The following is a 23,208-nucleotide window of genomic DNA, read 5'->3' on the forward strand; positions in this document are numbered from 1 at the left end:
TGTTTTAAAGCGTTCAGTAAACTCTAAGAGGCTTTGTCCCTTAAATAATTCCATAATACATTAATTTTCAGAGTGCAAATATATGAAATTATTTTAACATCTCAATTAAATTATTATTCCTACTCTATTACAGGCTTTTCAGATACCGCCTTTGTCTTTCACATAAGAGTATAAAAAAGCGTGGAAACATTCCTTATTACTTTCTATAGAAGCCCGACCAAAGGCTGTAACTAAATCAAAAGGAATGCCCACGCTTACAACGCAGGCATTTCGACTTTTACTTTTCCTCTGTTACTTGAAAAATTTGGTCGTTTTCTATAGAAAGGAAAATCGTAAAGCGAAACGCTAATTTATGTCTTTATGTTATTGTCTTTTTGTTTCTCTTAAATAGAGTTTAAATGGTTTTTTAATTTTGTATTTATTTTCTATAACTCTATGCTAATTTTCTAGCATCGTCTAAAGATATTCCTGTTTCTGGAGATAATTCCCATTCTCTTAAGCGATTGTGCAACTCTTTTCTATAAGTATCAGAAATGGTGTACTCCTGATCATCTATTATTTCAAAATTAAGTCGTTCGAGAGCTATTTTTGCATCACTTAGGCTAACTCCTTTAGGTGGTTTAATAGTAAGTGTTTCCATAATAATAACTTCTAAAATTTGCGACAAATATACAACTATTTTTTAACTTAGTAGACTATTCTCTATAAATTTATCAAAATCTGATTCAAAAAGCCTATCCTGCACAATGCGATACTTCTCAAACTCGCTAAGTGCGTGTGCGCGAGCTATTTCTGCGGTTATTTTGCCTGCGTCTTGCAATACTTGGCGGTCAGCAAATGCTAAAAAGCGATTCAAACGTTGCTCCCAATCGCTCATCGTCATCGGTATATGCCGTAGTGCCATATCTTCTGCCATATCCAAATAAGCCGATACCAAACGCTGTAGCTGCGCCATTTCATCTTCGGTCAGGTAGTTTTTAGCCACTACTACATCAAAAGGATATATCTTGCCCTTAGGCGCGTCTTTCCAAGTGTTAAGCCCCATATTAGTTTTATCAGCATCAGCACGCTCATAAATCACCTCTGAAATTGTACCGCTCTTTCTGAATTTACCTTGTACCCTACCGCTATAATTGCCGATAGGTTATAGTGTTTAGTATTGTACGTCTTACCATCATAGGCAGTTATCCGAAAATCTTGGATAACTAATTTTTCATCTAACTCATTGTCAGAGAATATTTTTTGTAAATGATAATTAATCGTTCTTACATCTACATCATAAAGCAATCCCATCATTTTCTGAGAAAGCCATACGTTTTCATCGGCATAGAGACTTTGTATATTGCTCTCACCTGTAGCTGTCACAAAAGTAAGATACTCTGCCACTGAAGCCCGCACTATATCTTTAGTTGTTTTTTTTCTGTTCATCGATTACTATAATCAGGAGTCGCAAAGTTAGTGATTTATACAGAAATAAGCAAAAATTATTCACAGCATTTGCACTTTTTCCCGAAGGAAGGGAAAATCAGCCTGAAGTAGTATATTTTTCTGGTTTTGAGATAATAATTAGACGGTTATACTTCGATGATTGTTCGTCACATACTCGGCTGCGCCAGCTCGCCGACTTTCCTTCGCTCTTCCTAAAGGGTAGGTATATCTAACCTAAAGGAAAAAGATAAAAGAAATTTTTCCTGAGAGGTTTGGGAGGATTGGAAGGGCTAGAAAAAATGGGAGAGATATAGGTTATTGTGGAAAGTTGAGCATAAGAGAAAAACTGCCATTTTGTCAGTTGTTTTTAGTTTGGTACTCTTTTAGCTATAGAAATATCCAAAAAACTAAAATTGATTGAATATATGAAAGGAAATATTAACGTTTCTGTAGAAAACATTTTTCCGCTTATCAAGAAATTCTTGTATAGCGACCACGAAATCTTTTTGCGAGAGCTCATCTCTAACGCTACCGATGCTACCCTTAAACTAAAACACCTCACCAGCATAGGTGAGGCTAAGGTTGAATACGGCAACCCTATCATAGAAGTAAAAGTTGATAAAGATAATAAAACCCTACACATCAGCGACCAAGGTATCGGTATGACGGCTGAAGAGGTAGAGAAATATATCAACCAGATAGCTTTTTCGGGAGCTGAAGAGTTCTTGGCTAAATATAAAGACACCGCTAAAGACAGCGGCGTGATAGGTCATTTTGGGCTCGGTTTCTATTCGGCTTTTATGGTAGCTAATGAGGTGGAAATCATCACTAAATCATACACCGATGCCCCTGCTGTACGCTGGGTATGCGATGGCAGTCCGGAGTTTAGCTTAGAGGAAACAGACCTACGCAGTGAACGCGGTACGGAGATTATACTGCACCTTAACGATGAATCGCTTGAGTTTTTAGAAGAGTATCGCATAGAACAACTATTGCGCAAATACAACAAGTTTATGCCTATACCTATTAAGTTCGGCACTAAACAAGTACCCCTACCCCGCCCAGAAAACGCTCCTGAGGACTATAAAACAGAATATCGCACTGAAGATAACATCATCAACAACCCTACCCCTGCGTGGACAAAACAGCCCGCAGACCTCAGCGATGAGGATTACAAGCAATTCTATCACGAATTATACCCTACCCAGTTTGAAGAACCGCTATTCCACATACATCTAAATGTAGATTATCCGTTCCACCTAACGGGTATACTATACTTCCCTAAGCTGTCTAACGATATGCAATTGCAGAAAGACCGCATACAGCTATACCAAAATCAGGTATTTGTAACGGATAATGTAGAGGGTATTGTACCAGAGTTCCTCACTATGCTTAAAGGGGTGATTGACTCGCCTGATATTCCGCTAAACGTATCGCGTTCTTATCTACAAGCTGACGGTAATGTAAAGAAAATTTCGTCATACATTACTCGTAAGGTAGCCGATAAGCTTAAATCGCTCTTTACCAACAATAGAGAGGACTTCCAAAACAAGTGGAATGACATCAAGATTGTATTAGAATATGGTATGCTTACCGATGAGAAATTCTATGAGAAAGCTAATGATTTCGTACTTTATCCGACTACTGAAGGACAATACTACACGCTTAGCGAGCTAAAAGAAGCTATCAAAGCAAATCAAACTGACAAAAATGATACATTAGTAGTGCTATACGCTCAAAACAAAGAGCAACAATACACCGCTATAGAAGAAGCAAAAGCTAAAGGTTACCAAGTAGTGCTATTAGACAGTCCGATAGTATCGCATCTTATTCAGAAGTTAGAAGAAAAGAACGAAAAACTAACCTTTGCACGCGTAGATGCCGCTCCGCTCTCTAAACTAATACAAAAAGACGAGCCTATACTTGCTAAACACAGCGAAGAGGAGAAAAACACGCTAAAAACAGACATTGAAAAAGTACTTCCTAAAGAAGGATATATGGTGCAAATAGAAGATTTAGACAGTGATGACACACCGTTTGTTATCAATCAGCCAGAGTTTATGCGCCGTATGAAAGAGATGAGCGCTACTGGTGGTGGCGGTATGTTTGGAGCTTTCCCAGAGATGTACCACGTGGTGGTGAACGCCAACGCTCCGTTAGCCGATGCCATACTTGCTGCTGATGAAGCTGCTAAAGAAAAACTCATTAAGCAAGCCTTTGATTTGGCACGCCTCTCACAAGGACTCTTAAAAGGTAAAGAACTATCAGAGTTTGTAAAGAGAAACTGGGAAATTTGCTAATTTGACAATTTGGCGATTAGCTATAATATAAACTTTGTCAGAGTTTTAAGGCTTTGACAAAGTTTTTTTGTGTAGTTTAGGGAAATAGTGTATATTTGCACACCCGAATTAATTACAAAATCGACGATTTGAAATGATAGAAATCTTAAAAGCCCGTAGTGGCAACTGTTGTGAGCTCTGTGGAGCTACTGAAAACTTAGGCGTATACACCGTACCTCCTGCTAGAAACGAAAGCACAGACAATAGCCTGCTGGTATGCGATACCTGCCTAAGCCAAATAGAAGAACCAAGCACTATGGATAGCAATCACTGGCGTTGCCTAAACGATAGTATGTGGAGCGAACACCGCCCCGTAAAGGTAATGGCGTGGCGACTACTAAACCGCTTAAAGGGTGAAGGCTGGTCGCTCGACCTACTGAATATGATGTATTTAGACGATGAGGAGCTCGCTTTTGCAAAAGACTCTGATGACCACCTTGACGAAAGCGAAAAGGTAATACACAAAGATAGCAATGGGGCTGTATTAAGCAATGGCGACAACGTAGTACTCATCAAAGACCTAAAAGTAAAAGGCACAAGTATGACTGCTAAGCAAGGTACCGTTGTGCGCAAAATCGCTCTTGACCCTGAAAACGCCGAATATATAGAGGGTAAAGTAGAAGGACAACAAATAGTAATCCTTACGCAATATGTGAAGCGAATGAGCTAATAGTAAATTACCATTTAGCCAATTGATAAGATAAATATTAACAAATGAATTTATATATGAAACGATTATTTACAATGGCAGCTTTGCTGTGTATGAGTATGGGCTTTGCGCAGAAAACACTTCCTTTTGCACAACCACATATGCCGCTTGTTACTGAGAAAGAAAACACTCTTACCTCTTTTGCTCTTCCTATTGAGAAGGGTGTGCAGGTAGAAGATGTAGTACTTGCCTTCAAAACTAAACACCGAATGGTAGATCTTGCTAATCTATCAGTTTATGCGAGTACACGAAACAAACGCGAAGCGGCTACCCTATTTGCTCAAACTACTAAATTGCGCAAAAAAGTTAAGCTTTCAGGCAACTACAAAGCAGCAAAAGACACCGTATACTTTTGGGTGACTGCTCGCACTACGGCTTCACCAGACTTGCTAAACAAACTTTTGCTTGCAGGTGTAAAGGTAAAAACCTCTGATAAGAAATACGTACTACGCAATAAAAGCAAAGAAGGACAACGCTTTGCTATCACCCTACGCCATCGCCAGCAAGACGGTATTGCGTGCTACCGCATACCAGGACTCGCTACTACAAATAAAGGAACACTGATTGCTATCTACGACAATCGTTATAACAACTGCAAAGACCTGCAAGAAGACATCAACGTAGGAATGAGCAGAAGTACTGATGGCGGACAGACTTGGGAGCCAATGAAAGAAGTAATCGATATGGGGGAATGGGGTGGAAAGCCTAACCGCTTAAATGGGGTAGGTGATGCAGCTGTATTAGTAGATGAGCAGACCAATACTATTTGGGTAATGGGCTTATGGCAACACGGATTAGACCCTAAAGTGATGACTTGGTGGGGCTCTAAACCCGGATTGACTCCTGATGAAACAGGACAAATAGTAGTGGTAAAAAGTAATGACGATGGCAAGACGTGGAGTCAGCCTCTAAATGTAACTGCACAAATGAAAAACCCAGAGTGGCATCTATTCTTTGAAGGGCCTGGTAGAGGTATCAGTATGGCAGACGGCACCTTAGTATTTGCGGGGCAATTTAAAGACAAAGACCAAGTGCCACACTCTACTATTATCTACAGCAAAGACCACGGTGCTACTTGGCAGGTAGGCACAGGAGCAAAATCGCATACTACAGAAGCGCAAGTAGTACAGCTAAGCGATGGCTCACTAATGCTGAATATGCGTGATGACCGCAACCGTTCTAACTACGAACTTTCTGATGCTTATAATGGTAGATCAGTAGCTGTTACTACTGATATGGGGAAAACTTGGGTAGAACACTCTACTTCGCGTACTGCTTTGGTAGAGCCTAACTGTATGGCAAGTATCATATCATATAAAAATAAGAAAGGTAAGCAATACTTATTCTTCTCTAATCCGGCTGATGCTAAAAAGCGTATTAACCTAACCGTGAAAGTGAGTGATGATGAGGGTAATACTTGGGATAAACACCCACAAATATTGCTATATGAGAAAGATAATATGGGGTATTCTTGCCTAACGGTAATAGACAATAAGACTCTTGGTATTCTTTACGAAGGAGATGGTGATTTATATTTCCAAAAAGTTGCTATAAAAGAGTTTTTAAAATAGTTTTATAATTCTTATAAAAAGCACTGCTTCGGCTTAAACAGCCGAAGCAGTGCTTTTTTGTCTAAGAAAACAATTAAATTAACAAATGATTAATAGAACGTTTCATAATTAACATTTTAAAGCTATATTTGTTAATAATATCTTAAAATTGAAAATCAAGTAGTTAAGTCTTCCCTTATACATAAACCTTAAAATTTTAACAATTTTATTTCATAATATATTTGCATATTTAAAAAATATCAGTAACTTCGCCCTCGAATAGTGAAAGGTTAAGTAAAAAAATAAAAAACATCCAATTTTTCATTTGTTAAAAGACAATATAATTTTAATTTTTATTTAACATTAGAAAAGTTAATATTTTATGAAAAAATTAATTACAATGTTGCTACTAACAGCAGGAGTAAGTGTTTACTCTCAAGAAAATGCAAATCAAACCAATTCTTTCAACATTGCTGTTGATAGTAAAAATCCTTGTCGGGAATTTATGATGGAAGTATTCCCAGATAAAGGAAATTGTTCTGCACAAATTTTGAATGTATACGCTTGGGGCGTAAAAGAAAATGAACCTATTAACTGGCGTTTATTAGATAATAAGAAAATAGAAAGAGCCAGTGGTACATTTACGGCAACCCAAACACGCAATGTAAATCGGCGTATTGAGCTGCCTAACTTGCCGTCAGGCAATTATACCTTTGTGGCTACAAGTACTTCTTGCCCTAAATCGCCCAAAGAATACTCTTTGCAGCTACAAGCTCTTTTGCAGATGAGTCTTTTAGAAAAACAAGACATAGGCTGCAATAATAAGAGTAGTGATAAGGGCAGCGTGCTCTTGCGTGTATCAGGAGGCGAAAAAGATAGCTATATCTATAGTTACGAAAAGATAGAAGAGGGACACAAACCTTGTGGTGAGTCTTTTGATATTCGCAAGCCTGATTATGCAGATGACAATATAAATGGGGCTCCTACTTATGACGGAGTACCTTGCTGGCAAAAAGGAACCACAAATGGCAATACTTTTATCAGTTTAGATGAGGGCATATGGCGTATTTACGCTATGGATCCTGTTAGAGGATGTGTAGTGTCGGACACTGTTACCATTCGCCGCTACCCTATCCTCTCTATAACCTCTATTGTAGCACAACTCTGCCAAGTGCAAACTGATGGTACAATACCTGTGCATATCACCCTTGCACAACGAGGACAGGGTAAGCATTATTATCAACTTAATGGACAAGCCGAGCAACCTATACAGTTTACTGAAGGCAACACTTTTGTACTAAATGTATTGCCTAACAGCTACAAAATAACTATACACGATGAAAGAGGTTGCTATGCCTATGGAGGTTTTGAGGTGAAAGCCCCTACCCCTATGCAGCTAAATGTTAGAGCCGCAAAAGCTACTTGTGCTACAGAAAAAGGACAGCTTACCCTCAGCATAGTATCAAAAGAGGCTACAGCTACTAAAAGAGGATTTAGTTATCATATTACCGGCAACACTGTAGTAACAGGCACTACTGCTAATGATAGTATCACCCTTCCGCTACCAGCAGGTGCTTATCAGATAGAAGTAACTGTAGCTGAAACTGGCTGTAAGCTCTATGATAAAGTACTAATGCCTGAGCCTCCTGCTACTATACAAGTAAGCGCTACCCCACTATACAGCAAGGATTGTACACAAGAGAATGGTGAGATAGCTTTGCACATATCAGGAGGACAAGCTCCTTATAAAGTGCGATTAGTACATCAAACCACTAAGAGTGAACTTTCACAAACGCTTAATTCTTCTGTTTATACCTTTACAGGTGTAACTGCTGGTAATTATACCATAGAAGTTCAAGATGCTGCCGGCTGTAGTCGTTATGAGGGGACTACTTCTGTAACAGTACAACCTTCTTTTGTACTTAAAAACATTAGCTTTGAGACTCTAAAAAAAGCTACTTGTGAGCGCAAAGAAGAGGTACTTGTAAAGGTAGCTGTAACTCCTAAATACGTAAAAGGAACATGGCTAAAATATATCATCACAAGTGAAGATAAAAATTACAGAAGAGAGATACACCTTGATGATACTACTTTGCAGCTTAATGGAACTGAAGCTTTAGGGGTTGGTAAGTATCATATAGAGGTATTGAATGAACAAACCAAATGTAGTATAGGTGAAGATTATGAAGTGAAGTCAGTGGCAGAAGACTATAGGTTAGTGGTAGGAACTCCTGTAAAAGCCACTTGTTCGTCTGGCAAAGGATTGCTTACCCTCAGCATACAGAATAAACAGGCTTCTGCTACTAAAGTGAGTGCTTTTGATTATCGCATAACCGCTAACTCAGTAGTAACAGGTACTTCAACTAATGGTAGCGCTATGATTCGCCTTTCAGCAGGTTCTTACCAAATAGAAGTAACTGTAGCAGAGACAGGCTGTAAGCTCTATGGAAAAGTAATAATGCCAGAACCGCCTGCTGCTCTCAAACTTGCTACTACAGTACAAGCCTCAGCCAATTGTGAGGATGCTAAAGGAGCTGCTATCGTACAAGTGAGTGGAGGTGTCTCTCCTTATACTATCACCCTCACCCACAAACGCACAGGAACTGTATACAGTGAAACAAATGTAGGTGTAGGAGCGAATGCTATCACTCTCAACTTTTCTGACCTAAAATCAGGTTATTACTATGCACACGTACAAGATGCTGCGGGCTGTGAGGCTATGGGATCAGTTACTATTGAAGAATACACTCCCATCGTTCTTAGCAAACTCAATGCTGAAATCATAGCACCCTCTTGTGGAGATGTTAATAATGGCAAACTTATATTTGAAGTACAAGTAAGTGGAGGCGTACCTCCGTATAAATACAAATTAGAGAAAAAGACGGAAAAAACTCCTGAATATACTCTCATAACTGTTACTAATGGTAAAGGATCTGTCGAAAACCTTAGTAGTGGTAGTTACCAATTGTTAGTAGAAGACAGTAAAAACTGTATCACTACCATAACAGAAACCACTATTATAGCACCTAAACCTATTTCTGTAGATATTAAGGTAAATAAATCGCAGTCTCAAGCCTGTGATGATAGCCAAAATGGTAGTGTAACCTTATCGAATATAGCAGGGGGCTCTGGATTTTATCGTATTTATCTCATCAACCACGAGAAAAAGACAGTGGTAGATAGAAAAATAGGTGTAAAGGCAGGAGAAACCGTTACTTTTGGCAATTTAGCTTCCTCTTATAATATTCATTACGAAATCGCTATACAGGATACTAAGGGCTGTATGTTAGCTCATTTAGCTCCTTTCACTATTGATGAAGAACCTGATGTAGCTGTACAATCAGTAGAGAACGAAATTAACTGTGACCCTACCTCAAACAAAGGATATGTACATACCTTAGTGGTTAAGTTTAACAACAATGTAGTGGATTATGATAAGATAAGCTATAATCTAAACAACGGAACAGAACGTTTATTTACCCGTACAGCTGGCAATATCGCCTTTATTGATGACTTTGATGCTGAAACACTTACCCAAACGCTTACAGTTAACTATAAGCCTATGGGAGTTGGTCGCCCTATATGTCCTGCTTCAATAGTGAATTTTAGTCTTACACGCTTCCCTCAATTCACTTTAGAGCGCGTACCTAATGACGATTTGAATGTAATAGAAGTTATTGCTAAAGGCGGTGTAACTGACCCTTTATCAGGCTACACTTACTACTTCAACGGTGAAAATCAGGGTAATAACCCCGTATACACTATCAAAAACACTGACCCTGAACGTATAGAAGCTGGAGGGGTACGCATCAAAACCATAGAAGTGAAAGCTAAAGATGCTAAAGACTGTATACGCACTTTAGTAGTAGAAGTACCTTATATCGATATAGATATACCTAACTATTTCACCCCTAATGGAGATGGAGATAATGACCGTTGGCGCCCTAAAAAAATGGAAGATTTTCCTAACGCTTTCGTTCACGTATTCGACCGCAATGGCAGACGTATGGCTACCTTGAAACCTGGAGAATCGTGGGACGGTATCTATGCTGGTAAACCAATGCCTTCGGGAGACTATTGGTATACTATAGACCTAAACGATGAGTTGCGCGACGGACGAAGAATATATGGGCATTTCTCTCTTTATCGTTAGAGTAGTTATACTACAGATTGACGAATAATACTTTTAGTTAAATTGGATATTTACTTTGCCAAAGGTTAATTTTGCTATACCTTTGGCAAAGTTTTTTTGTTAATTAGCAATTGTTTCATACCTTTGCAAGGTCTTAGAAAAGAAACAAAAATGAACAACAAAATAGTAGTTTATCAGGTGCTTACAAGGCTCTTTGGCAATACTAACACTACCAATAAACCGTGGGGCACTAAGGAAGAAAATGGTGTGGGAAAATTCTCGGACTTTACTGAAAAAGCCCTATTGGAGATAAAAAAGTTAGGAGCAACACATATCTGGTTTACAGGAGTATTGCACCACGCCCTTACTACTGACTATACAGCTTATGGCATCAGCAACGATTTTCCCGCAGTGGTAAAAGGACGTGCTGGTTCACCTTACGCTATAAAGGATTATTACTCGGTAAATCCTGACCTTGCTGATGACCCTACATACCGCTTAGAGGAATGGGAAGCTCTTATAGCACGTACTCACCAATGCGGACTAAAAGTAATAATGGATATAGTGCCTAACCACGTAGCACGGCGCTATGAAAGCATTGCTAAGCCTAAAGGAATACGCGGTTTTGGTGAAGATGATGACACAAGTGTACAATATGCTGTAAACAACAATTTTTACTATAACCCCAATGAGGCTTTTCAATTACCTGAAGGTATTTATGGCGAGTATCACGAGTTCCCTGCTAAATGGACTGGCAATGGAGCGCGGGCTTCTAAACCAGACCGCAACGATTGGTACGAAACTGTAAAACTCAACTATGGGGTACGCCCTGATGGTACTAAGGATTTTGCCACGCTACCTATTGGTTTTGAGAATGAAGATACTGAGGTGCATTACCGCTTTTGGCAAGACCAAATAGTGCCTAATACTTGGCAAAAGTTTAAAGATATAGCTTTGTATTGGCTTGCTAAAGGGGTAGATGGATTCCGCTATGATATGGCTGAAATGGTACCTGTAGAGTTTTGGAGTTACCTCAATTCAACTATTAAACATCAGAATCCAGAGGCTTTCCTGTTGGCTGAGGTGTACAACCCTAATGAATACCGCCCTTACTTGTATTTGGGCAAAATGGATTATCTATACGACAAAGTACAACTATACGATACACTGCGGGCTATCATCAGCTATGAGCATACCACCGATGCTATTGCCCCTATACAGCGTGAGCTTGCTGACATTTCAGACCGTATGTTGCACTTCTTAGAGAATCACGATGAGCAACGCATTGCTTCTCCTGAATTTGCTGGCTATGCTGAAAAAGCCAAACCTGCGATGACAGTTTCAACTCTTATCAGCGAGTCGCCAGTGATGCTATATTTTGGTCAAGAAGTAGGAGAAAAAGCTGCTGAATGGGCAGGCTTTGGCAGTCCGTCGCGTACCTCTATCTTTGATTATATAGGGGTACCAGCTCACCAACGTTGGGTAAATAACAAGCGTTTTGATGGCGGTCAGCTTTCGGATACCGAGCGAGCTTTGCGCGATTTCTATCAACGCTTACTCACCTTAAAAGTTACAGGTTCTTATATCGATTTGCACCAATATAATCGCCAAAATACTATCTATTACAATGATAAGGTATATAGCTTTGCAAGAGGTAATGAGGACGAACAATGGATAATAGTAACCAATTTTAATGAGCACGAAAGTTATGGTTTCGATTTGCAGTTGCCTACTTATCTGTTAGGTAGTTGGTTTTTGAATGATGGCAAATACCCTCTAACTGAGGCACTATACGGTGAAAAAAAAACTATCCTATATATTGAAAACGGCAAAGGGCATATGCGTGTAGACATAGCCCCTTTAGAATCCTTAATATTTAAAATTAACTCATAGACAAATTAGCAAATTATGAATATACATTTTATAGTAGCTCCTAGTACACATTTGCGTCCACTGATGAAAGAGCTCAGCAACGAGCATCATATCAGTATCCTTCCTGAAGAAATGTCAGGCAATACTGATTGTGTAGTGGTAGACCCACATCTTTCAGAGCATCACCCAGACCTACTACAAGCACAACAGTTAGGGCTGAGACTTCTATCACCTACTGAATTTTTGTATGAATATTTCAAAGATAAAACTCGTGTAGTGATAGCAGGCGGACAAGGTAGGCAAGAGGTATTAGCGCGTGTGCTACATACTATGGCTTTCTACAATAAACCTTTAAGCTACTATTTGCAACAACCTATAGCAGGACGACAAGTGCATTTGGCAGATACAGAGTTTGTGCTTATAGAAGCCGATGCCCAAAGTGCTGCCTTGCGCCCTATTGTAGCTCTTATTACCGACATAGCTCCTACCGACAATCCTGCTGCGTATGATGCTTTTATCAGTGCTATTACTAAGGGGGGAATATTGATTTACAACGAAGAAGATAGTGCCCTGAGCAATATAGTAGAAGCTAATGAAAACCCTATTAGGAAGATGGAGTACCGTACCCCTGCTTTTGAGACGCACAACGGTGAGACTTATCTGATTACCTCAGAAGGAGAGCTTCCTTTAGGAGAACTTAGTGCTACATCTGTAAGCAATATAGAAGCTGCTAAGTGGGTATGCCAAAATATGGCTATTGATGAAGCTGATTTTTATGAAGCAATGGCAGATTATCATTTATAAAAAAATCATTTATGGGGAAACTTTCTTTTACACCTATGGCACCGCAGTGGATTGCGTTCCCTGCTTATACTGAATTTACGATAGGCTGGCGTATGGGCGCTGGTGAAGATTATAAATGCAAGTTTTGGGACTGGTATGAGACCCTTACTCCTGCACAACAAAAAGAGTACCAAGCACTTTTTCCGTATCCTTGTTTTTGGCATTACAACAGATGGGAAGAAGATGACCAAGATATAGATGACGAAGAGGATTATTACTACGAAGGAATTCCAGTTTGGCAACCTAAAGGCGCTTATAAGTACTCTATAGCAACCTTTATCCATTCGGCAAAGAAGCTCAAGTTCGCTTTCTTTTGGAAGCCCAATGCAGAGGTAGTTGATGAATCTTGTTTTTCACAATGGCAACCCTCACCTTTTTCTGTAGATGGTGATGAGTATTACTGTGCTGAGCAGTATATGATGGCTGAAAAAGCGCGTTTGTTTGACGATGAACAAGTGAGGGAGGAAATAATGAACACGTCCGACCCTAAACTGATGAGGACCTTGGGTAGGAAAGTGCAAAATTTTAACGATGAGGTGTGGGATAAAGCCAAATATAGTACTGTGCTCAATGGGAATTATTACAAATTCACTCAGAATAAGGAAATGATGGATTTTTTGCTTTCTACAGGCGATAAAATACTGGTAGAAGCGAGTCCGATGGATACCATTTGGGGGATAGGCTTGGGGAAAGACAACGAGAAAGCACATAACATCGCCTCATGGCGTGGCAAGAATTTGTTGGGCTTTGCGCTAATGGAAGTAAGAGACGAGATAAGAAAGGTATATCAGAATGTACATTTACTGAAAAATAGAAATGAATAGACTCAAAATCAATGTAGTTACACTAAAAGAAGATGAATACCTCATTCGCGATAGTATTCGTTTTGAAAATTGTAGTTATCTACAGCTTTTCATTGATGATGAGGATATAGCTACTTATCCTGATTTTGAAGATATGCTGATAGTCCCCAGTGAATTATACAAAAGTAACTTACAAAGTGGTGAATATCTATTGTTTACTTGTGCTTGTGGTGTTGCAGACGATGGAGGATGGGCAACAATTAAGGTAACACATTCAGAAGCTATTGTTCAATGGGATTTTTTGAGAGACAAACCTTATTGTTTTAAGTTCTCTAAAGAAAATTACTTAAAAGAAGTTCAAGTTATCAATAAAGAAGACTATACTTTCATTCCTAAAGAGATTATTTTTCCTGAAATTTAATTTTTAAGAAAGAATAAGTTAGAAGTGATATATAACCAAAAAGCAAAAAAATGAATAAACGATACGAAAATATCAGTAAAATGAATGATATCCTCTTGCGATTAGAAGGTATTCTTACTAATGCTGAAGCTCTTTTAGAAGAGTGGAACGCTATACAGCCTGAATATGAGGCTTTAGAGGCATATTATGACAGTCCACAATGGCGAGAAGATTATTTTGACAGTAATGACGGCGAAATACCAGATGAGGTACCGCAATGGGTACTCACTCAAGATGCTATTTTTGATGCTATAGGTACTCAGTTTGACCTCGCTGATAGTTTTCAACCACTATTAGACCGCATCAATGCGAGGAAGTGGCAAGAATAAACATAAAAAAGACTGTCCTAAGAAGTCTAAGCAAAATCTTCTTAGGACAGTCTTTTTTTGATATAAGAATTACTTTAGTCCACGTGCTTTGAGTAAGGGCTCAATAGCAGGGGCTTTTCCTCTGAAATTGAGATACATTTTTTCATAATCCATTGTATTGCCTTTAGATAGAATTAACTCTCTGAAGCGTTGCCCATTAGCACGAGTAAGTCCTCCGTTTTCTTCAAACCATTGGTAGGCATCGTGGCAGAGCATCTCTGTCCATTGGTAAGAGTAATAGCCTGCACCATAACCTCCTCCAAAGATATGAGCAAAATAAGATGAGCGGTATCTTGGAGGTACTTCTTTTACCCATAAACCAGTCTTCTCAAGAGCTGACTTCTCAAAATCATTTACATTATTAATAATAGTATCTGCAGGAATAGTATGCCATTGTAAGTCTAAATTAGCAGCTGCTAATACTTCAGTAAAAGCATACCCTTCATTGAAAGTACTCGCTTTCTTTATTTTATCAATAAGGGCTTGCGGAATAGGTTGTTTAGTTTGATAATGTACCGCATAATTCTTAAGAATATCAGGATATAAAGCCCAATGTTCATTGAATTGTGAAGGAAATTCTACAAAATCGCGTGCTACTGCTGTCCCTGATAGACTTGCATACTGTTGATTAGCAAAGAAACCATGCAAGGCATGTCCGAATTCATGGAAAAGAGTAGTAAGCTCATCATAAGTAAGCAAAGCAGGTTTGCCATCAGTAGGCTTCACATAGTTACATACATTGTAAATAACTGGTTTAGTACCCAATAACTTCGATTGGTTTACAAAGTTGCTCATCCAAGCCCCACCGCGTTTGCTTTCGCGAGCAAAGAAATCACCATAGAAAAGCCCTAATGGAGTGCCATCTTCTTCAAAAAGTTCATATACTAATACATCAGGGTGATATACGGGTATATCTTTGCGTTCTTTAAAGGTAATACCATAAAGCTTAGTAGCCGCATAAAACACTCCATTCTCAAGAGCATTCTTCAACTCGAAGTATGGTTTTATTTCGTTCTCATCAAGATCATATTTAGCCTTGCGTACTTGCTCAGCATAGAAGTTCCAATCATAAGGTTCTAAGCTGAAATTGCCTCCTGTCTTAGCAATTTGTGCTTGTATCTCTTTAGCTTCAACTTTAGCTTTACCTACTGAAGCAGGCACTAAATCTTTAAAAAACTGGGCAATAGCAGCAGGTGTTTTAGCCATAGTACGTAGCAAACTCCATTCTGCATAGTTTTTAAATCCTAAAAGTTCTGCTTTTTTAGCACGAAGTAAGGCAATGCGTTTTAAAATATCATTAGTATTATGAGCACCTCCATCGGTGCGATTCCAAGCTGCTTCAAATAGTTGTTTGCGCTGATTGCGGTCTGCTAATTCGCTAAGGAGCGGTTGCTGAGTAGTATTTACGATAGCTACTTTCTGACCATTGATAGTTTGTGCTGCTGCTAATGAACCTTCTAAAAGCGTTTGGTTAAAATCAGTTTCTAAAGAAGCCAACTCGCTGTTGTACTTTTTAAGGGTTTCTTTATCAGTAGTGGATAGGTTAGCACCTGCTACTACAAAATCTTCATAGTAATTTTCTAACAATTTAAGTGATTCAGCATCTAATTGCAAGCTCTCACGTTTATCATATAAGGCTTTAATACGTGCAAAAAGCTTTTCGTTTAAGTGAATGCCATCTGCGTGTTCAGCAAACTTAGGAGAGAGCTCTTTTTGCAATACTTTCAGTGTGTCGTTAGTATGTGCTTCTGTTAGAGCGTTGAATACAGCTGAAGCACGTTCTAATTCCACTCCACTTTTTTCTAAAGCAACAATAGTATTTTCAAAAGTAGGGGCTTCATTATTACTTATGATAGCCGCTATACGTTCATTTTGCAAAGCCATCCCTTTAAGAAGAGCAGGACGATAATGCTCGTCTTTTATCTTTGAGAAGTCTGGAGCTCCATATGGTAAGGTGCTTTCTACAAGTAGTGGATTATTATCTATATTCTCTGTCATTTTCTTTTGGTTTTCAGAAGAGTTACAGCCTACTAAAGCAGTGAATAGTAGCACTGAAAAAAGTTGTTTTTTCATAGTCTGTTGGTTTTAAAAAGAGGGGCGAATTTTACCAATCCGCCCCTTATATATTTAACTAAAATATTATTATTTAGCTGTTAAACGCACATCTATACGTCTGTTTTTAGCTTTGCATTCATCGGTATCGTTAGCAGGACATATTGGATGCTCTGCTCCATAACCTTGAGCACTCAACTGTGATTTGTTAGCACCCAATGCTACTAATTTGTTTAGTACAGAATTAGCACGTCTTTCAGAAAGTTTTAAGTTACCTTCGGCACTACCTGTATTATCAGTATACCCCCCTAAACGGATAGCAGCCTTAGGATAAGCTTTTAATATAGCTACAATATTTTTTAATTGTTGTTCTGAACCTTCAGTAAGTTCATCACTACCTGTTTTGAAGTAAGTTCTATCCAAAGTAATCCAGTTATCTTTGAATTGTTCTGGAGTAGTAAGGTTTTTATCTTCTAACAATTTTACAAGGTGAGCCTCAGATGAATTTTCACCTACTTCTAACATTGTATTGTCAAGAAGATTCAATTGAAATAAATTACCTACATTGTATTCAAAGTTACCATCAGCGTTTAATACTCCCTCTACTACTTCTATAGCAGGTTCTAATGGTATCATATCGGTTTCAGCCTCTCCTTCACGTATTTGAGCTTCTACAGGCATTCCGTTAGCATCAGCGGTATGTCCGCCCAAGATAGGAGCGATAACCAAGCCTACTAAGCAAGTAAGTTTGATAAGAATATTCATTGAAGGTCCTGAAGTATCTTTGAATGGGTCACCTACAGTATCACCAGTTACAGCTGCTTTATGAGCGTCAGAACCTTTGTAAGTCATTTGTCCGTTGATTTCTACCCCTGCTTCAAATGATTTCTTAGCGTTATCCCAAGCACCACCAGCGTTATTTTGGAAGATTGCCCATACTACACCTGATACAGCTACACCAGCCATATAAGCTCCTAAAGCTTCAGCTCCCATTACAAAACCGATAATGATAGGGGTAATAATAGTAATTGCACCAGGCAACATCATTTCTCGCAAAGCAGCTTTAGTAGAAATATCCACGCATCTACCGTACTCTGGGGTACCTTTTCCTTCCATAATGCCAGGAATTTCGCGGAACTGACGGCGCACTTCGTTCACCATATCCATAGCCGCTTTTCCTACTGATTGCATAGCTAAAGCTGAGAAAATTACTGGAATCATACCTCCAATAAACAAGGCTGCTAATACATCAGCTTTGAAGATGTTAATACCATCAATACCTGTAAAGGTAACATAAGCTGCAAACAATGCTAAGGCAGTAAGAGCTGCAGAAGCAATTGCAAAGCCTTTACCTACAGCAGCAGTAGTATTACCTACTGAGTCTAAAATATCAGTACGTTGGCGTACTTCTTTTGGCAGTTCACTCATTTCAGCTACCCCTCCTGCATTATCAGCAATAGGTCCGAAAGCATCAATAGCTAATTGCATAGCAGTAGTAGCCATCATTGCTGAAGCTGCAATCGCAACCCCGTAGAAACCTGCTAAGGCATAAGACCCCCAGATAGCTACTGCAAAAAGCAATACAGAACCAAAGGTAGATTTCATACCGGTAGCTAAACCTGCTATAATGTTAGTAGCTGCTCCAGTAGAAGAGTTGCGCACAATGTTCAACACTGGTTTTTTACCCAAAGCAGTAAAGTATTCAGTAATAGTAGAGATAAGTAATCCTACGGCTAAACCTACAATAGTAGCATAGAATACATTAATACTTGGAATACTCTTTACACCTTCTCCAAAGAAACTCATCTGAATAGTTTCAGGAAGCATATATTTGATTAGGAAGAAACAAGCTACCAAAGTAAGCCCTAAAGCTACATAGTTACCAGTGTTTAGCGAACTTTGTACTTGTTTTTCTTTAGCTTCATTATTTTTGATACCTACAAAGAAAGTACCTATGATAGAAGCTACAATACCTACCCCTGCGATTACCAAAGGTAAAAGTATAGGCCCCATATTGCCAAAATTGTCTGTAAAAGCTCCTCCACTGCTCATCGCCATATCTTTGATTACGTAGTTACCCAATACCATTGAGGCAAGTACTGTAGCCACATATGAACCAAATAGGTCAGCCCCCATACCAGCTACGTCACCTACGTTATCACCTACGTTATCAGCGATAGTGGCAGGGTTACGAGGGTCATCTTCTGGGATACCTGCTTCTACTTTTCCTACAAGGTCAGCTCCAACGTCAGCAGCTTTGGTATAGATACCACCTCCCACACGAGCAAAAAGGGCAATAGACTCAGCTCCTAATGAGAAACCAGCCAAAGCTTCAAGAACAAGAGTCATTTCATCATAAAAAGGTTTACCCCCTTCTATGAAGGTGTTTACAAAGAGGATGAAGAACAAGCTCAAACCTAATACAGCTAAACCTGCTACTCCTAATCCCATTACAGTACCACCTCCAAATGACACTTTTAAAGCTTTTGGCAAACTAGTGCGTGCAGCTTCAGTAGTACGCACATTAGAATTGGTAGCAATACGCATACCTATGTTTCCTGCTAAGGCAGAGAAAAATGCTCCACACACAAAAGCTACTACGATAAGCCAGTGAGAGGTCTCGACCATACGCGAAACAATAAATAAGGCTATAGCGGCTATTACCACAAAAATACCTAAAATACGGTATTCAGCATTAAGAAACGCCATTGCACCTTCTTTGATACTTTTAGAGATGCTTTGCATTCGCTCGTTGCCTGTGGTTTGCTTGTTTACCCACAAAGCCTTTGTAATCATAAAGATAAGCCCCAGAATAGCAAGGGCTAACGGTAGATATAACATCATTTTATCCATACAAATATTAGTAATTAATTATTCAGGCGGTAAAAGTACAAAAGATTATATTAATAAGAAAATAAAATATGATTTTTTTTGTTTTCTATCCTAAGAAACCTATAAAAGTAGTCAAGATAAAGGCATTGATAAAGTCTATAAAGAAAGCCCCTACCATCGGTACGATTAGAAAGGCTTTATGGGAAGGGCCAAAGCGCTCAGTAACCGACTGCATATTAGCCACTGCCGTAGGGGTAGCCCCTAAGCCGAAACCACAATGTCCCGCACTGAGTACTGCTGCATCATAATCAGCCCCCATTAAGCGGAAAGTTACAAAATAAGCATAAGTACACATTACAAAAGTTTGTACTGCTAAGATGATAAGCATCGGCACAGCTATATCTAACAACGTCCAAAGTTTTAAATTTAAAAGAGCAATCCCTAAAAACAGACTTAGTGAAGCATTGCCAAATACATCTATAGCACGGTCAAACATATTTACTTTGAAAGCATTAGTAAGTACATTGCGCAGAAGTACCCCGAAGAATAAAGCCCATACAAACTGTGGAATAGTAAATTTTTCGGGCAAGTAAGCTGTAACAGTAGGAGAAACCATTATAGCTGAAAACGATAGACAAGCTGCAAAAAGAGCCATTGTTTCTATAGCTGATTTTGAAGTGATAAGACGCTGCTTACCTGCATTTTCAAACACTTCAACTACAGTATCTACTACATTATCAGTAGTTTTATCAGTTATAGGTTTTCTCCCCATATTATTGACTAATTTTCGTGCGACAGGACCTCCTATAAGTCCACCGAGTACCAAGCCAAAGGTAGCTGAAGCCATACCGAGACTGGTTGCCCCTTTAATACCATAGTCTGTCTCTAATATCTTACCCCACGCACCTGCTGTACCATGTCCTCCGGTCAGGGTGATAGAACCTGTTATCAAACCCATAATAGGATTTTGCCCCAATGCACTTGCCAATCCTACTCCTACTGAGTTTTGTACTACTATAAAAAGAGCTACTACCCCCAGAAAGAAAATCAGCCCTTTACCTCCTGCTTTTAATCGAGAAAAATCAGCACTGAGCCCTATTGATGAAAAGAAAAACAACATAAAGGCCTCTTGCAAATTAGTGCTAAACTCTAATGAAATTTCATATTTAAGATACAGCAAAAAGATAATAACAGCAGCTAATAGTCCGCCAGCCACTGGCTCAGGAATATTGAAGTTTTGAAGTATCTTTATTTTCCCCACCAATAAGCGTCCTACCAATAGCACAAGAGTAGCAATAATAAGGGTGTAATAAGGATCAATAATAATTGTATTCATTGGTTTTAAAAATTAGCAATTTAATAAAAAAGAATTAGCAAATTTACAAATCAGCTAATTCACTAACTACAAAGGTACTCCCGCCTATAAAAATAAAATCAGTAGGCTGTGCCTTTGCTTTAGCTGCAGATACTGCTTCTTGCACTGAAGAGTAAGCCTCCCCTTTCAATCCTTTAGCAGTGGCAATTTCTTTCAATGTATCTACAGCCAATCCACGTTTGATATTCGGGCTACAGAAGTAATAATGTGCTTCTTTAGGAAAAAGTTCTAAAACACCCTTTACATCTTTTTCTTTTACAAAACCTATTACTATATGTAGCTGTGTATAAGTTTGCTTTTTCAGCTGCTCCATTACATAAGTGAGTCCGCCGATATTATGCCCTGTGTCGCATACAACAGTTGGGTGGGTGCTAAGAGTTTGCCAACGCCCTTTAAGATGGGTATTCTTCACTACATTTAGCAAGCCGTTTTTGAGGTTTTCATCGCTGATATCCCAACCCTGATGTTTTAAAAAATCAATTACAGCTATTACACCTTTGATATTTTTCTCTTGATAAATACCTTGCAAATCGGTAGTGAGGTTAGTGGTCAGTTCATTAGCGAAAACTATAGGAGCCTTCTCTTCTTTTGCTCGCTTAATAAATACAGGAGCTGTTTCTTCTTGATATTCACTAATCACTACAGGGGTATTTTTCTTGATAATACCTGCCTTTTCAAAAGCGATTTCAGGTAGGGTATTACCTAATATATCGGTATGATCTTTAGAAATATTGGTGATAAGCGACACTTCCGGAGTGATGATATTAGTAGAATCAAAACGCCCTCCTAAGCCCACTTCTATTACCCCTATATCAACTTTTTCTTCAGCAAAATAATCAAAAGCCAAACCTACTGTCATCTCAAAGAAAGAGAGGTGATGAGTGGCTAAGAAATCTTTATGGGCAGCAATAAAACTCACTACACGTTCCTCTGGAATTTCTACACCATTTATTTTGATACGCTCTCTGAAATCTTTTAGATGAGGAGAAGTGTAAAGCCCTACTTTATAACCAGCCTCTTGCAATATAGAAGCGAGCATACTACTCGATGACCCTTTGCCATTAGTACCAGCTATATGTAAGGTTTTGAATTTCTTTTCGGGATTTCCTAATACTGAGGCAAAAGCAATTGTTCTGTCTAATTTATTGTTCAGAGCAGTTTTTCCTTGTGTTTGAAACATTGGTAACTGATTGAACATCCACGATAATGTTTCTTGATAGTTCATTATTACTCTCCTAATTTGAAGTTGATCACTATGAAGCCTACTTGACGAGCAGGAGCATTGTCATCAGGATTCCAGCTGTGTTTATAGGCCGTCTTTCGAGCAGCATCTAACAGACACTGAGCTGAGTTAGTGGTACCTTTTACCCCAGCTGTAGCTTTTACTACTTTACCACTACGATCTACTTCTATCTGTACTACTACACGTCCTTCCTCATTGCAATCTTGTACAACCTTCCCTTGGGTAGCAATACTGCGCCCTTTCAGTCCCCAACCTTTGCCAGAGGAGCCACCACCTCCTGCACCATAGTAGGAGTCGGCATACTGACTACCATCTATTTGTCCTTGGTAACCAGGTCGCTGTCCGTCACCTTGTCCTGCAGTACCACTACCCCCTGCATTGGCAGCCCCCAATATACTTGAAAGTGCTTCAGAGGTTTCACGCGAAGGTTTAGGGTCAGGCTTAGGAGTTTCTGTTTTAGGAGTTTCTTTCTTTTTTTCTTGTTTTTTAGGTGCTTCGGCTATTGCTACTGTTTCGTCATTATCTTGGGCTAAAAGATTCTCTTTCACCTCTGTAGAAGTTGTTTCTTCTGGCACCGATTCAGGAGGCGTTTGGGTCTCTACTTGTTGGGCAGCACTAGGAGGCGTTGTACGTTCCCCCATACCCGTAACATCTACCCCATATATCACCTCTACTCCACTCTCTGGCGGAGGGTCTAAATAAGTCATTCCCGCAAAGAAGAGCAATAGCACCACTATGCTCATCACAGCGGTAGTGAGTGCCAGCGACTTGCGCTTATGTGTGGTATCTAATAAACTCATAATTTTTCATCTATTTTGGGCGTACTGCCAAAATTACTTTATACTGATTTTGGTTGGCTATATCCATTACATTTACGGCATTTTCTATTGGCACACTTTCCTCTACTCGTAAGATAATAGTAGGGTTTTCTACCCCATTTAGAGCCGACCTAAGTTCGCTATCTAAATTAGTAACAGAAATAGGTCTTTTATCAATAAAATAATTCAAATTTTTATCAATACTTACCGAAACATTCTGTGTATTAGTTGATTTACCCTTTGCTTTTGGTAATAATAAGTCTAATGCATTAGGGCTATTAGCTGTAATCATAAAAAACACCAAAAGCAAGAACACTATATCGGTCATAGACGACATACTGAACTCTGGGCTGATTTTATTTCTACCTTTTAATTTCATAACTT

At 39.0% G+C, this 23,208-nt stretch carries 18 protein-coding genes; 9 read left to right on the forward strand and 9 right to left on the reverse strand.

From position 1 onward, the window contains the following. Nucleotides 1–433: 433 nt before the first annotated feature. The 3 genes from C8P65_RS08745 to rhuM (C8P65_RS12440) are packed head-to-tail and all read right to left on the reverse strand — an operon-like array spanning nucleotide 434 to nucleotide 1,428. A complete protein-coding gene (locus tag C8P65_RS08745) occupies nucleotides 434–640 on the reverse strand; it encodes a hypothetical protein (RefSeq protein WP_107782475.1) in 207 nt (68 codons plus the stop codon). A gap of 42 nt (nucleotides 641–682) precedes the next feature. Further along, nucleotides 683–1,081: a RhuM family protein gene (rhuM, locus tag C8P65_RS12435; protein ID WP_245887375.1), complete on the reverse strand. Its 399-nt coding sequence runs from the start codon at nucleotides 1,079–1,081 to the stop codon at nucleotides 683–685. After that, complete coding sequence (gene rhuM, locus C8P65_RS12440) at nucleotides 1,078–1,428, reverse strand: RhuM family protein (RefSeq protein WP_245887376.1); 351 nt, start codon at nucleotides 1,426–1,428, stop codon at nucleotides 1,078–1,080. The genes rhuM (C8P65_RS12435) and rhuM (C8P65_RS12440) overlap by 4 nt, the downstream gene beginning before the upstream one ends. 425 nt (nucleotides 1,429–1,853) lie before the next feature. On the opposite strand from rhuM (C8P65_RS12440), the gene htpG reads away from it, so the two are divergent. The 9 genes from htpG to C8P65_RS08795 all read left to right on the forward strand — a co-directional run bounded on the left by htpG (nucleotide 1,854) and on the right by C8P65_RS08795 (nucleotide 14,465). After that, entirely contained in the window at nucleotides 1,854–3,728 is a 1,875-nt protein-coding gene (gene htpG, locus C8P65_RS08755) for a molecular chaperone HtpG (RefSeq protein ID WP_107782515.1), read from the forward strand. Between the two features lie 133 nt (nucleotides 3,729–3,861). Beyond that, on the forward strand, nucleotides 3,862–4,437 hold the full coding sequence (locus tag C8P65_RS08760) for a PhnA domain-containing protein (RefSeq protein ID WP_107782476.1): 576 nt from the start codon (nucleotides 3,862–3,864) through the stop codon (nucleotides 4,435–4,437). A 56-nt stretch (nucleotides 4,438–4,493) separates the two neighbouring features. Then, nucleotides 4,494–6,047, forward strand: a complete 1,554-nt coding sequence (locus tag C8P65_RS08765) for a sialidase family protein (protein ID WP_107782516.1) — start codon at nucleotides 4,494–4,496, stop codon at nucleotides 6,045–6,047. 361 nt (nucleotides 6,048–6,408) lie between these two features. Continuing rightward, complete coding sequence (locus C8P65_RS08770) at nucleotides 6,409–10,179, forward strand: T9SS type B sorting domain-containing protein (RefSeq protein WP_107782477.1); 3,771 nt, start codon at nucleotides 6,409–6,411, stop codon at nucleotides 10,177–10,179. Nucleotides 10,180–10,329: 150 nt separating this feature from the next. Further along, complete coding sequence (locus C8P65_RS08775) at nucleotides 10,330–12,051, forward strand: alpha-amylase family protein (RefSeq protein WP_107782478.1); 1,722 nt, start codon at nucleotides 10,330–10,332, stop codon at nucleotides 12,049–12,051. Nucleotides 12,052–12,066: 15 nt separating this feature from the next. Next, entirely contained in the window at nucleotides 12,067–12,834 is a 768-nt protein-coding gene (locus tag C8P65_RS08780) for a Mur ligase domain-containing protein (RefSeq protein ID WP_107782479.1), read from the forward strand. An 11-nt stretch (nucleotides 12,835–12,845) separates the two neighbouring features. Beyond that, nucleotides 12,846–13,697 carry a riboflavin biosynthesis intermediates N-glycosidase gene (locus tag C8P65_RS08785; protein ID WP_107782480.1) on the forward strand — a complete coding sequence of 284 codons (852 nt, stop codon included), beginning with the start codon at nucleotides 12,846–12,848 and terminating at the stop codon, nucleotides 13,695–13,697. Further along, nucleotides 13,690–14,097, forward strand: coding sequence for a hypothetical protein (locus tag C8P65_RS08790; protein WP_107782481.1), 408 nt, complete (start codon nucleotides 13,690–13,692; stop codon nucleotides 14,095–14,097). Before C8P65_RS08785 ends, C8P65_RS08790 begins: the two co-directional genes overlap by 8 nt. 50 nt (nucleotides 14,098–14,147) lie before the next feature. Continuing rightward, nucleotides 14,148–14,465 (forward strand): DUF4298 domain-containing protein, encoded by a 318-nt coding sequence (locus C8P65_RS08795; protein WP_107782482.1) that lies wholly within the window; start codon nucleotides 14,148–14,150, stop codon nucleotides 14,463–14,465. A gap of 69 nt (nucleotides 14,466–14,534) precedes the next feature. Here C8P65_RS08795 and C8P65_RS08800 read toward each other — a convergent pair whose 3' ends face one another. The 6 genes from C8P65_RS08800 to C8P65_RS08825 form a co-directional block, all read right to left on the reverse strand. Next, nucleotides 14,535–16,577: a M3 family metallopeptidase gene (locus C8P65_RS08800; RefSeq protein WP_107782483.1), complete on the reverse strand. Its 2,043-nt coding sequence runs from the start codon at nucleotides 16,575–16,577 to the stop codon at nucleotides 14,535–14,537. Nucleotides 16,578–16,646: 69 nt separating this feature from the next. Next, complete coding sequence (locus C8P65_RS08805; RefSeq protein WP_107782484.1) at nucleotides 16,647–19,409, reverse strand: sodium-translocating pyrophosphatase; 2,763 nt, start codon at nucleotides 19,407–19,409, stop codon at nucleotides 16,647–16,649. 85 nt (nucleotides 19,410–19,494) lie between these two features. Continuing rightward, nucleotides 19,495–20,724 (reverse strand): sodium/glutamate symporter, encoded by a 1,230-nt coding sequence (gene gltS / locus C8P65_RS08810; protein WP_107782485.1) that lies wholly within the window; start codon nucleotides 20,722–20,724, stop codon nucleotides 19,495–19,497. A gap of 43 nt (nucleotides 20,725–20,767) precedes the next feature. Further along, entirely contained in the window at nucleotides 20,768–21,988 is a 1,221-nt protein-coding gene (locus tag C8P65_RS08815; RefSeq protein WP_107782486.1) for a bifunctional folylpolyglutamate synthase/dihydrofolate synthase, read from the reverse strand. Between the two features lie 2 nt (nucleotides 21,989–21,990). Next, nucleotides 21,991–22,806, reverse strand: a complete 816-nt coding sequence (locus tag C8P65_RS08820; RefSeq protein WP_095913051.1) for an energy transducer TonB — start codon at nucleotides 22,804–22,806, stop codon at nucleotides 21,991–21,993. A 10-nt stretch (nucleotides 22,807–22,816) separates the two neighbouring features. Then, the gene (locus tag C8P65_RS08825; protein ID WP_009391824.1) at nucleotides 22,817–23,203 is read right to left on the reverse strand and encodes an ExbD/TolR family protein; all 387 of its coding nucleotides are present in this window, start codon (nucleotides 23,201–23,203) and stop codon (nucleotides 22,817–22,819) included. Nucleotides 23,204–23,208 lie beyond the last annotated feature (5 nt).

Source organism: Capnocytophaga leadbetteri (genome assembly GCF_003054025.1).
Taxonomy (GTDB): Bacteria; Bacteroidota; Bacteroidia; order Flavobacteriales; family Flavobacteriaceae; genus Capnocytophaga; species Capnocytophaga leadbetteri.